We start from the raw sequence: 11,819 nt of genomic DNA, 5'->3' as shown, positions 1-11,819 counted from the left end.
TGCACACCAGTGAAGGACGTAACTACAGACAGGCTACCTGATTACGGCCTCCAGCTTTGGCCTGATAGAGGGCTTTGTCCGCCTGCGTGATAAGCTGACTGACCGTCAGAGACGGGCAACACACCGCGGTGGCGATGCCTATGCTTATGGTTAGCGGTACATTGTCTGCACTGTCTCCAAAGGTTATTCCAAGGCTGGCGACCGCTTGCATGACTTCATCGGCAACCTGCTGCGCCTGAGCTGCACTGGTTTCTGCAAGGATCACGGCAAATTCCTCTCCGCCGTATCGCGCGGCCAGATCATCACATCGTTTGCAACATCCGTCGATTGCCCGGGCAACCTCTTTCAGCGCGTTGTCACCGACTAAGTGGCCGAGCGTGTCATTAAACCGTTTAAAATAATCCACATCAATAAGCAGTAAACTCACTGGCTTACTGGCTCTGATACCCCGCGAAATAGTCCCGGAAAGGTGCTCATCAAACTGCCGGCGGTTGGCGATGCCAGTTAGTCCATCAGAGTTAGCCAGGTACGCGAGTTGTTGATTGGCTTCTTCTAGCCGACTTTTCATTGTCTGCAGTGATAAGCGGTTGGCGACGTTCTCCAGCGAATTACTGAGCATCTCGCCAATCAGTCTCAGGTAACGAATATCGTGCTCACGCCAGGCATAGGGACTGCCTATAATATCGCAGCCGACAAAACCAAACAGGTCATCATTGATGTGGACTGCAACACACAACACTGCCTGAATCCGTTCACGTTCGAACTCCTGCTTTTCCAGCGCAGCGTCGTCCGGTAAGTGCGCGACATTATCTATTTTAAATACATGCTCATGCTTGATGATTTTTCCGAAGTAAGGAAGATCGGACACATCCATGTGTTGCAAGTCATCTTTATAGGGCGCAATGCCAGGTGCGACCCACTCATGCGTGTTACTCATGCTGCGTTTATCGTCTGAAAACTGAAAAAGGTAACACCGGTCAACGCCACAAAAATCGCCAAACGCTCCCAGGCTTCGCTCAATCAGGCTATCTAAATGGTCAGTGCTAACATTAATCAGTTGCGAGGAGATCGCCGATAACAACCGGCTGAATGCGAGATGGTTTGCAAGTGGCGAATTGTCTGACTGAAAAATAGTGACGTCATTATCCTGGATATTGGTGATATGCAGTGTCACCCAGCGCTCGCCGTTCACTTTGATGAGTCGGCCGCTTACCGAGCAGTTCAGGCTTCTCGCTCTGCTCTTTATCCTGACAACAAGCCTTTGTGTAGTATCACTGGCGCACTGAGCGAACGGATGCTCGTCGCCTGCCAGCCGTTCCCGGGAATCAATATCGTAAAAAGACAGACTCGAGAAAAACTCAGAGAACTCTTCGCTGACTCCAAAAAGGGTCAGACAGGCTGGATTGGCGTAAATATCATCGTGATCTACGCGCTTACAAAGCAGGCTGACCGGTAGCTGATTGAACAGCTCCTCACATTCATTATTGCTCAAAACACATCCCTATATGCACCTTTGTAAACAATAGCATATCTTCGCTAGTGATGTTTTTTGAGAAAGTACTGCCATGCCATATGCTGTGCGCCTCTGAATACAAGGTAGGTGATCACGACAAAGAGCGCGCACTGCCAGATAGGGAAATGCGAGACATAATAGGCGGGCCACGACACTGCCTCTGCAAAATTGATATACTGTGCAACGAAAAAATTGACAAACATATTGATAAGACCGTTTAAGCCCGGGTGAGGTAAAACGGTGTCGATGCCCGGCCAGTGGGTAGCGAGTTCATGGGCCTGTGACAGTTCAATAGTGATAAGTTTCGCAAACGCGGTGATGCCATAGTAGCCACCGCCAAAGGTCAGCCACTTTTCGATCAGTGGGTGCGACGCTTCATCGTTTGATTCGTCCTCCTGCTCAGACGATAACGCGTGCTGCCCGGTGTCTTCGTCCCACTGTGACAACACCCCTTTCCGAAAAGCTAGGTAGTGCAGCAACGCACTGCCAATAAATATCAGGCAGCTATAAACAACTATTTCCCACAATATAGAGTGCATTCCCTGCTCCGGTTTTACCATGCTGCTTCAGGCAGCCCTTATTAGACTGTTTATTTTATACAATGAAAGCGGACAGTGGGGAAGAGGGTTGTAAAACCGGTCTGAGCCCAAAGACGTACTCGTCTCAGACACAGTCATGCCGTTTCAGTGACCAATATCGATAGTCAGTGAGCAGTGCCGCGTCAGTACGACAAGGCACCATAGACTGATAGCCTGGTCAGACTGGTGACGCCTGCTCGTTGCTAATTTCGCGCAAGCGGGGGTGCCGCGCTACAATACTTGCCAGGCTGGCTTCCTGCTCATCGCGCGTATCGACAAAGAATATGTGCTTGCCTTTTTTAAGTAGCTTCTGAAACCGTTTAAATTTCTGGTTTGGCACCTGTAGCCCAATCAGACCGCCTTCCCAGACGCAAAAGCCCAGAATGACAAGTGAACCAAAGACAAAAGGCAACCAGCCAACGGCTGTGCTATGCAGGTCCAGTACATATACAGCCCCCAGCAGTACACCAGCAATCACAACGCCAATAAACGCGCCTAATTCCGATGAGTGCACGACGTCCTGTTTTAAAAAAGGTGTGATAGCATGCAAATGATGCTGTTCGACCTCGGTATCATTGTCGCTTAATACGTGGATCTGACTTCTGGCCATGCCCTGTTGTTCCAGTTCTTTTTCGAGGGCTTCCAAATCATTAAGGTCATCACTGATGTAGTAATGTCGTGACATAACAACCTCCCGCTCGTCTTGTAAGTAAACGATACAGTGCCTGATACTGCGCAGGGATCGTTTCAGAAGTATAGAACAACTGGCTGAAAATGCGCCCGGCTACGCGTGCGGGTAAGTCAGAAAATAATCTGCTGATGAGTTCAGAGAATAGTGATAGCAGCCAGCGCCACAGTTGAAGCTTGCGTCGTAAAGGGCATACTTTTATAGTCCACACCCTTTGACGGTTAATAAAATCATGGTGAATACCTCCAGCAATCTCAACCAGATGACCAGCGCCGCAGGCGAATCGTCAAACAAAGTGAAACCTGAGCTTGCTGACTTTGCGGGCAAATGGCGCCTTATGCGTAAAATTGTGCAGCACAATGGCGACGTCTTTGAGTTCGCAGGAGACGCGGCCTTTTGCTGGCGCGAGGGACTGTTAATTTACAAAGAAACCGGGTTGGTGACCGCGCCTAATGGCACAAAAATGGATGCAGAGCGGTCCTATCTCTGGCGACGTGGAGCAGATAGCAAGATTGACGTCTTTTTCGATGACAACCGTTTTTTTCACAGCTTTTCACGACACCAGCCAGTCGCCCATCATCATTGTGGCGATGATCACTACAGGGTAAATTATACCTTTGACACGTGGCCAGTATGGCAATCCATATGGAAGGTAGACGGGCCCAGAAAAGACTACAAAATGACCAGTCATTATTATCCAGTCTGAGTCATGGGCTCAGGCTGCTGGCCATTCACCACCGGTGCCATAAATGTTCATATTGTCCGTTGCGCTTGTTTACTGCGTCTGTGAGATAACCATAACGCGCCTGCGATAATCCCGCCCCCCAATGCCAGCCGGCCAAAATCGGTGTCTTTTTGCCAGAGCACGAGGTTCACCAGCAGGCCGGCAGGGATAAGCGCATTGTTCATAATGGCGAGTGTGCCCGCCGTGACTTGCAATGCGCCCTGGTTCCAAAAATAATACCCCAGTCCGGAAGCGACGACACCCAGCCATACAAGTACTCCCCATTGCAGGGATGTAGCAGGAAGCTGACCGCTGTCACCGAACAGGAAAAAGGCGGGCAAGGCTACCGCCAGGGCGCCAAGGTAAAACCAGCCAAACACCTGATGGTGCGAGACTGACAATTGCATTGATGCTATCAGCTTTCGATAGCCTACCTGGCCCAGTGCAAAACAGAAATTAGCACCCTGAACAATAAAAAAACCCTCCCAAAAATCCGGGCTTACGCCCTGAAAACGGATCACGGCTGCCCCCGCCATCGCAAGACAGGCACAGACGATATGAAAAGGCGTGAACCGCCGGAACAGGGCGTCATTTAAAATAGCAACATACAGCGGTGTGATGATGGTGAATAGCAGCACTTCGGAGACAGACAAGTACAAAAATGAATGATAGAAAAAGATATACATCACACCTAACTGTATTGCGCCAAGAGCGGCAAGAATGAGTTTTTGTGGACCGGTTAGCACGGAGAACTTCAGTAGCGGAAGAAATACCAGCGCAGCAAGCAAAACGCGGGTGAGTACGGCGAAATAACTGTCGACATTCCCTGCCAGATATTCACCAATCAGTGAGAACGAAAACGCCCATAGCAGGGTCACGGCCACCAGTTTAATCACGTCACTACTCTCTTGTTTGTCAGGTGCGCCGTAACCTAGTGCATTTGACGTGTTGAATCAACCGCCTCCTCAGAGCGCCGATGCAGCCTGCCACTGCTGACATGCAGTCTGCATCGACATGTAGCGGGAGCAGGATTCTAAAGCACGGTATTGCGGCATGATAGCGATCGCCAGAAAACTGGCCGGGCCAAAGATGGTGGTTAGTTTTTCCAGGTAGGTCAGTGCACTGTCTGTGTCATTACAAAACAGGAACGCTGTACTGATGCTGTGGTAGTGGTATAGCGTAGCAAACTGATCCTGCTTTGCATGCGCATGATAGGTCTCCACCGCGGCACGCACGTCTTCCAGGTTGCCCATTAATCCCGGCAGCGTAACGGGGTAGTAGGCTGCTTCGGGAAGCCAGCCGCCAGGGTAGGGCTCATCCAGTGTGGCAAGGCGCTGCTGAATTTTGGGTAGGATAGTCTCCAGTTCGCGCTGCTGACCAAGTACTTTGTACGCCATCGCCCGATACAAACTGTAGGTTTCAGGAAACATAGGCGTACTCCGGAACTGCACTGGCCAGGTGGTAAACGATGACGCGATAAGCTGCGGGTCAGCCGTGTTCAGTGCGTGAAATGACCGGCGGTAATAATAAATAAAATCTTCGCGGTCTACCTTACTGCTGGCCGCCTCCCAGGCACGCTGCGCCTGGCCGGTTAAGTGAAACACATCGGCCGTGACAATGGCGGTAAAGTTAGCGTTGGGCGCCAGTTTTTGCACCCGATCTACCATGTCCAGCGCCTGCACGGTGTGACCAATGGCCCCCAGAGTGTTAGAGAGCTCCATTGGCAAATCGACAAGCATGGGATCTAAACGCATGGCTTTTTTCAGGGCAAATATCGATTCGGCAAAGCGCCCGGAGCGACGAATAACATAACTCTTGCATGCCCAGGCCTCGGTGTTTTGCGGGGCAGTCGTCAGCACCCGATTGAGAACCTGCTCCGCCCGCTCCAAATTTAACTCGCCCCAGTAGCAGTAATAGGCCTGCGCGAGAAGTGTTTCAATTGCGTTGGGAGCGAGCATAGCCGCCCGCTCAACCGAACGCTTTGCCATGGGTAGCCAGCGCCTGTCCCAGCCAAAAAACCAGTACAGCGTTAAGTAAGCGCGGGCCTTGTTGGCGTGAGGTTCTGCAAAATGCGGATCCACCGCAATTGCCTGGTCGAACTCCTCGATTGCCTGATGGAAATCGTCTTCTCCAGAGGCTTCCGAGCGCATCTTTTGCTTGCCCCGTAAAAAGGCATCGTATGCTGTCAGATTATTAGTTGGTGCGTCGGCGCTCAGCAGCAACTCATCTTCCGGCGACAGCGCGGCCTGCATAGCATCGGCGATCTCCCGGGTGATATCACTTTGAATGTCGAATATATTTTCAGGCGAGAGTTGCCGATCGTAGGTATCAGCCCAAACATTGGTATCGGTTTTGCCATCGATTAGTTGCACGTTGATGCGAACACGGTGACCCGCGCGTTGTACCGCACCTTCAAGAATCGCCACGGCGCCGAGTTCTCTGGCGATATCGGGAATGCTTTTAGTGCTGTCCCGGTAGCCCATTACCGACGTACGCGAAATGGCCTGAACAGCGGTTAGCCTGGAGATTTGGGTAAGCAGTTCGCCATGCACCCCGTCAGCGAAAAAAGCATCGTCAGGCTCAGGGCTACGATTCGTAAACGGTAATACGGCAATCACTTTTGCCAGTGATGGGACTGGATAGCTTGTCAGTGCGCTATCGGTTGAGCGACGGTGTCTGGTTGTCACAGTTGGTTGCGCGGACGCAGGCATGTTGGTGTGAACCGGCGGGAGGGGCGCAAGTCTGGCCTTGATGGCACGGGTAACATCGACGAAAGCCGGATCGTCTGTCTGTCCCTGCCAGTTTGAAAAGTCGACACAATGAAACTGCCTGAAACCAATGGGCGGATTGGAGCCATCAGTGGAAATGGCAATCAGTGTGCCCGCATCGGCCGCCACTGACGCTTCATCTCTTACCCACCGACTTTTTGAGCCGGACTGAGACCAGCCCACGATCACGGCTCTGGCGGCCATTAATTCCCGCTCGATATCATCGGCAAAGTTATCTCCGCTTAATAATTCGCGATCCCACCACACAGAAAAACCCTGGCTTTCCAGTGCCTGGGAAAGTCGCTTTATGAAAGGTTGATCAATGCGCGAGTAGGAAATGAAGATATCGGCCAACTGCGCTCTCCTGATAGTGCGGGACACGTCAAAGCTGTTGAGAAAGCGTAGCACAAAAAATAGTCAGCTTCAGAGGCGAGCCAAAACGGCATCTTCCCTAGTTAACACACCAGATTAGAGAAACCGGGTTTAAACGGGGGGTTGCAGATGTTGTGTCTGCCTCTTCAAAAGGAAACCGTAGTGGAAGCAAGAGTCTCAGCCTATGTGGTCTTTGAGTGAGTCGCGCCTGCAAGTCTTCAGACGTTTCATAAGGGGGGGGGAAGACATAATTTTCAACAATTTTATCGGTACGCTGTTACAGTGGTGGATATAACGCATTTTTCGATTCTGTGCCACGGTGTAGTACAGAGCGTGTGTCGCCACGTTTACTGAACAACGATTTTACTGATGGATAACTAACTTCATTCAGCCTTGTGAGCATGACATGTTTCTGGATTTTTCACTTATTCAACTGGCCGTGTTAACCCTTTGCGTGCTCATCACCGGCATTTCAAAATCTGGATTTGCCGGGGGCTTGGGTGTTATGACAGTGCCTTTACTGACGCTGGTTATGTCACCCACTATCGCCGTATCACTGATGCTTCCTGTGCTGTTGGTGATGGATATGATGAGTCTGCGAGTATGGTTTGGCAAACAGCACAACCGGTCACTATTGTTTCTTGTGCCTGCTGGCATACTGGGAGTAATAGTCGGTTACCAGACCTTTGCCGCGGTCAACGAAGACCATATCCGGATGATGCTGGGGATATTGTGTATTGCCTTTAGCGTAAACGGCCTGTCAGGTATCGTTAAGGTTAAGTCGTGCAGTAATATCTGGGGGGCGCTACTTGGCGGTCTTTCCGGCTTTACCAGTTTTGTTGCGCATGCGGGCGGTCCTCCGGTTAATGTCTACCTGCTTAGCAAAGGGTTGAGTAAACAAACCTATCTGAGTACCGCCGTGGTATTCTTTGCTGCCATTAACCTTGCAAAGGTTCCGCCCTACATCGCACTGGGGCAGTTTACTCAACAAAACATAATAACAGCGTTATTGCTGGTGCCGCTTTCATTGCTTGGTATCAGGCTTGGCGTAGTGGCGCAGCACCATTTAGATGAGAGAAAATTTTTCTTTATTATCTATAGTTTACTCTTACTCCTTGGCTTTTACCTGCTTCTGAAATGACCGGGTGTGAAGCAAGAAGTGAGGAAATACGGGATGCAGCCATACATTCTTTGTGTAAACCGGGTCCGAGGTACGGCATGTTGCAAACGTATTCACGTTGGCATTCTGGCAGTGATTGACGATACTGAAATTAACCGCCATTCGAGTATTTGATATCAATGAAATCCTGTTTGTTCGCCATCGTATTATTTTATCTGATAACACCGGCCTGCTATGGGGCTGAGTACCTCACCGTCTTTCTGGGCGGCCAGTCCAACATGGATGGTTATGGGTATGTCGGCGACCTGCCTGACAGGTTGAAAGGCGAGCAGAATGTGATGATCTTTCATGGCAACGGTGTCTTTGACAATAAACCCGGTGGTGGTGTGGGGATCTGGGCGCCATTGCAGCCCGGTCATGGTGTTGGATTTAAGTCCAATGGCAAGGCCAATGCTTACTCCGATCGCTTTGGTCCCGAGCTTAGCTTCGCGCATACTCTCGCAAACGCCTTGCCTGATAAAAAAATAGCCTTGATCAAGTACGCCGTTGGCGGCACAGGACTGCATGTGAACACGGGGTTTAGCAATTGGTCACCAGACTTTACCGACGGCATGGCGATGAATCAGTATGACTATGCGCTTAACACGTTACGGAATGCCTATGCCACCTCAGACATTGACAATGACGGTGAGCCAGACACCCTGATACCAGCTGCCATTATCTGGATGCAGGGAGAAGCGGATGCGCATGCCAGTGAGGTATCCGCGAATGCCTATCATCACAACCTTACCCGCCTGATGAATCTGCTCAGAGCGGCGCTGAGAAAAGATGATATTCCGGTCGTGATTGGCAGGATCACCGATTCAGAACAGGGTGACGAAGATATTATGCCGTATATCCACAGGGTGCATCTCGCGCAACAGCAGTTTGTTGCTCAGGATCCCTGCGCAGCCTATATGACACAAACCAATGCTTACCCGTACAACCCCACAGATGCCTGGCATTATGCCAGTGATGGCTATGTCCGCATGGGCAAAGATTTCGCCAACGCACTCATGCCGCTTTTAACAAAATCAGCAAAATGTGCGCCTCAAACCGGACAGTCCCTCACAACCGCTGCTGATAACAGCGACTAGCGAAGTGTCAGCGCAGAAAGGTGCTCCAGCTTTTCAACGAGAAAGTCTATCAACACACGCACCTTTGCCGTGAGCACATTGGATTTAGGGTAAACCAGCCATATGGCCGAGTTGTCTTCGATATGGTAATCCGGCAGGACACGCACCAGCCGCTTCTGTCTGAGCTCTGTCTCGATATTCCACAGTGAGCTCATACAAATGCCAACGCCCGCCTCTGCCGCGAGTCGCATACTTGCCCCGTCATCACAGGTGACCCTGGGATGGTTATTCGGCGGGAACACGGCATTATGCTGCCCATTTTGCCTGACCAGCTTTCGCGCTTTAGTGTGACCAAATACAATAAGCTGATGATCACGCAGATCAGCGGGACTGGACGGACAGCCAAACGTTTTAAGGTATTGAGGCGCAGCGCAAAGCACGCGAACATCATTGGCCAGCTTTCTTCCGATAAGGCTGCTGTCCTGTGCGGGATAGTTCCTCAGGGCTAAATCAAAGCCGCCTTCAATGAGGTTCGTCTGCGTGTCTGACAATGTAAGATCAATATTAATTTTTGGGTAACGAGCGAGAAACTCTGGCAAAAGTGGGGCAATATAGCGCTGCGCAAAGGTACTGGATGCGGCAAACCTCAGCGTCCCACTGGGCTCTACCTGCCCCTTGCCCAGTGCCGCGAGAGCCGCATTTTCCTGTGCAATGATTTCCCGTGCATAGGGCAGGAAAGCCTGCCCTTCAACGGATAAGCGTATCTTGCGTGTCGAGCGGTGAAACAGATCGGCCCCTACCATTCTTTCTAATTTGGCGAGTCGTGCGCTTGCAACGGATGCTGAGAGTCCCAGTGTCTGACCTGCAGCACCAATGTTGAGCTGCTCTGCAGCCAGTATAAATAAACGAACGGCGCTCGTATCCATTTATTATCCTTAAAATCAGAATTCTGATTGCTTATTTTATTCATTTATTTCGATTATCCAAACTACTAACCTTGTGTCACTGACGTCAATTAGTCAATGCAAAAGAGGAAAGCGTGATGAAAGCAATGATGATCAATGCCTATGGGGGCACAGATGCATTTGAACCGGCACAGCTACCGAAACCGCAGGTGAAGCCAGGTCATGTGCTGGTAAAAATCAAGGCCACCAGTGTGAATACAGTCGATACCATGATCCGCAGTATGGGGGCTGACCTGCCTTTTTCCCCTGCCACGCCTGCGTTACTGGGCATGGATTTCGCCGGTGTGGTGGAAGAGGTCGGTGAAGGTGTTACCCGCTTTACGGTGGGTGATGAGGTGTACGGATGTGCCGGCGGTCTCGGCGATTTACCCGGTACACTGGCAGAATATATCGTTGCAGATGCAGACCTGACAGCGCTGAAACCAACGAACCTTTCAATGCGCGAAGCCGCTGCGTTGCCGCTGGTGGGGATCACTGCTTACGAAGGGTTAAAAAGAGCCCAGGTTAAAAACGGGCAGCAAGTGCTGGTGCATGGTGGCTCGGGCGGGGTGGGGCATATTGCCATCCAGCTGGCGAGACACCTTGGGGCTGACGTGTACTCCACAGGCGGGGGCGAAGCGCAACGCGATCTGATCCGTACCCTGGGAGCGACGCCCATAAACTATAAAACCGAAGCGGTTGAACACTACGTTGATACACACACTCAGGGTGCTGGATTTGACGTAGTGTTTGACTCTGTCGGCGGCGAGAACATGGTGAATTCGTTTAACGCAGCGAAGCTCAATGGCCAGGTTGCCTCCACGGTGTCGTTAGTCGAGCTGGACCTGTCAGTGGCACACATGAAAGGGCTGTCTGTTCACGTCATCTTTATGCTTATTCAGATGATCCACGACACCCGTCGCAAAGAGCATGCGGATATTCTGGATGCGCTCACACAGATCGCTGAGGCCGGTGCGCTTAAGCCGGTTTTAGATGACAACCATTATACGCTTGAGCAGATTGGCAGCGCTCACGCCCGACTGGAGAGTGGTAAAGGGCTGGGTAAAGTGGTGGTCAGTATCTAGCAGCCATGCTGTCACCTGCTCTGGATGATGAAGCAAAGCCAGAGGCAGGTGACAGACGTTAACGACGAATCGGGAGGAACAATGAAATACTACAGAATACTTATTATTGTGCTTGGCGCGCTGATAACGATGACGGCTGCCTGTGCAAAGGAAGGTGCGTCGCAGTCTCAGGTTATTCAGGCCGAAAACGTCAACTGGGGGTATTTAAACCCGCTGCGTGGCGACAAGAGTCCGGCAGCCGCCGATCTTTGGGGAGACAGAACAAAGGATAAAGCGACAGGGATGCTTGTACGTTTTAATGACGGCTTTTCCTCACCGCCGCACATCCACAACATCAGCTACCGGGGCATTGTGATCCAGGGAGAAATGCATAATGACGACCCGCACGCGAGTCCAATGTGGCTGCCCGCTGGTTCATTCTGGACGCAGCCCGCTGGTGCATCGCACATCACTGCTGCGAATGCCCCGGCAAACATGATTTATCTTGAAATTGATTCAGGCCCTTATATGGTCAAGCCTGTGGAGGCGGAATTTGACAACGGCCAGCACCCTATCAATGTTCATGCCTCAAACCTGGTATGGTTAGATGCAAAAGCAAGCGAACTGATTGAAGGGGCGGGCATTAGCATTGCGCACCTTTGGCAAAAGAAAGACAGGACCCAGGGAGAAATGATCAGGCTTGCGGCAGACACCAGCGTTGCACTGAATACCGACACTGACACGCTCAAGCTGGTGGTAATCGCCGGACGTCCGGAATATCGCTCTGCGCAGGAGCAGGACGGTATCATGCTGGATCCCGGAAGCTTTGTGAGCTCCCAGGGTAAGGTCGAACACACGTTTACCACTGACAGCAAAACCATTTTATATGTCAGGAGCCAGGGGAATATTCGGGTCAAGGCGAAGTAACTTCGC

The 11,819-nt window shown here is 51.2% G+C and carries 11 protein-coding genes; 5 read left to right on the top strand and 6 right to left on the bottom strand.

The window, feature by feature from the left end; translation table 11 throughout:
* Positions 1-22: 22 nt before the first annotated feature.
* The 3 genes from IE054_RS14935 to IE054_RS14925 form a co-directional block, all read right to left on the bottom strand.
* A complete protein-coding gene (locus IE054_RS14935) occupies positions 23-1,492 on the bottom strand; it encodes a sensor domain-containing diguanylate cyclase (protein WP_189407829.1) in 1,470 nt (489 codons plus the stop codon).
* Positions 1,493-1,536: 44 nt separating this feature from the next.
* Positions 1,537-2,052, bottom strand: a complete 516-nt coding sequence (locus tag IE054_RS14930; RefSeq protein ID WP_189407825.1) for a hypothetical protein — start codon at positions 2,050-2,052, stop codon at positions 1,537-1,539.
* 217 nt (positions 2,053-2,269) lie between these two features.
* Positions 2,270-2,776: an NAD/FAD-utilizing enzyme gene (locus IE054_RS14925; protein WP_189407824.1), complete on the bottom strand. Its 507-nt coding sequence runs from the start codon at positions 2,774-2,776 to the stop codon at positions 2,270-2,272.
* A gap of 235 nt (positions 2,777-3,011) precedes the next feature.
* On the opposite strand from IE054_RS14925, the gene IE054_RS14920 reads away from it, so the two are divergent.
* Positions 3,012-3,485, top strand: a complete 474-nt coding sequence (locus IE054_RS14920; protein WP_229805193.1) for a DUF6314 family protein — start codon at positions 3,012-3,014, stop codon at positions 3,483-3,485.
* Between the two features lie 47 nt (positions 3,486-3,532).
* Here IE054_RS14920 and IE054_RS14915 read toward each other — a convergent pair whose 3' ends face one another.
* Together IE054_RS14915 and IE054_RS14910 are read right to left on the bottom strand one after the other, a co-directional pair.
* Positions 3,533-4,399 carry a DMT family transporter gene (locus IE054_RS14915; RefSeq protein ID WP_189407822.1) on the bottom strand — a complete coding sequence of 289 codons (867 nt, stop codon included), beginning with the start codon at positions 4,397-4,399 and terminating at the stop codon, positions 3,533-3,535.
* A 69-nt stretch (positions 4,400-4,468) separates the two neighbouring features.
* On the bottom strand, positions 4,469-6,625 hold the full coding sequence (locus IE054_RS14910; protein ID WP_189407821.1) for a TIR domain-containing protein: 2,157 nt from the start codon (positions 6,623-6,625) through the stop codon (positions 4,469-4,471).
* Positions 6,626-7,049: 424 nt separating this feature from the next.
* Between IE054_RS14910 and IE054_RS14905 the strand changes: the two genes are divergently transcribed.
* Both IE054_RS14905 and IE054_RS14900 read left to right on the top strand, forming a co-directional pair.
* Entirely contained in the window at positions 7,050-7,784 is a 735-nt protein-coding gene (locus IE054_RS14905; protein WP_189407819.1) for a sulfite exporter TauE/SafE family protein, read from the top strand.
* 170 nt (positions 7,785-7,954) lie between these two features.
* Positions 7,955-8,899: a sialate O-acetylesterase gene (locus IE054_RS14900; protein ID WP_229805192.1), complete on the top strand. Its 945-nt coding sequence runs from the start codon at positions 7,955-7,957 to the stop codon at positions 8,897-8,899.
* On the opposite strand, the gene IE054_RS14895 is transcribed toward IE054_RS14900, so the two are convergent.
* Positions 8,896-9,804 (bottom strand): LysR family transcriptional regulator, encoded by a 909-nt coding sequence (locus IE054_RS14895; RefSeq protein ID WP_189407816.1) that lies wholly within the window; start codon positions 9,802-9,804, stop codon positions 8,896-8,898. The two genes, IE054_RS14900 and IE054_RS14895, sit on opposite strands and share 4 nt — an antisense overlap.
* Before the next feature lie 116 nt (positions 9,805-9,920).
* On the opposite strand from IE054_RS14895, the gene IE054_RS14890 reads away from it, so the two are divergent.
* Both IE054_RS14890 and IE054_RS14885 read left to right on the top strand, forming a co-directional pair.
* On the top strand, positions 9,921-10,907 hold the full coding sequence (locus IE054_RS14890) for a zinc-dependent alcohol dehydrogenase family protein (RefSeq protein ID WP_189407815.1): 987 nt from the start codon (positions 9,921-9,923) through the stop codon (positions 10,905-10,907).
* 81 nt (positions 10,908-10,988) lie between these two features.
* Positions 10,989-11,813, top strand: a complete 825-nt coding sequence (locus IE054_RS14885; protein WP_189407813.1) for a DUF4437 domain-containing protein — start codon at positions 10,989-10,991, stop codon at positions 11,811-11,813.
* Positions 11,814-11,819 lie beyond the last annotated feature (6 nt).

Origin of the sequence: Alteromonas halophila (assembly GCF_014651815.1) — a bacterium.
GTDB classification, from domain to species: Bacteria; Pseudomonadota; Gammaproteobacteria; order Enterobacterales; family Alteromonadaceae; genus Alteromonas; species Alteromonas halophila.
Note: the sequence above shows the minus strand (reverse complement) of the source record. Positions and strands in the feature narration are given on the sequence as shown.

Bases quoted from the DNA above. Each gene is read 5' to 3' on its own strand.
- IE054_RS14890 (WP_189407815.1), top strand. From the start codon at position 9,921: ATGAAAGCAATGATGATCAATGCCTATGGGGGCACAGATGCATTTGAA.
- IE054_RS14885 (WP_189407813.1), top strand. From the start codon at position 10,989: ATGAAATACTACAGAATACTTATTATTGTGCTTGGCGCGCTGATAACG.
- IE054_RS14905 (WP_189407819.1), top strand. From the start codon at position 7,050: ATGTTTCTGGATTTTTCACTTATTCAACTGGCCGTGTTAACCCTTTGC.
- IE054_RS14895 (WP_189407816.1), bottom strand. From the start codon at position 9,804: ATGGATACGAGCGCCGTTCGTTTATTTATACTGGCTGCAGAGCAGCTC.
- IE054_RS14920 (WP_229805193.1), top strand. From the start codon at position 3,012: ATGGTGAATACCTCCAGCAATCTCAACCAGATGACCAGCGCCGCAGGC.
- IE054_RS14930 (WP_189407825.1), bottom strand. From the start codon at position 2,052: ATGCACTCTATATTGTGGGAAATAGTTGTTTATAGCTGCCTGATATTT.
- IE054_RS14925 (WP_189407824.1), bottom strand. From the start codon at position 2,776: ATGTCACGACATTACTACATCAGTGATGACCTTAATGATTTGGAAGCC.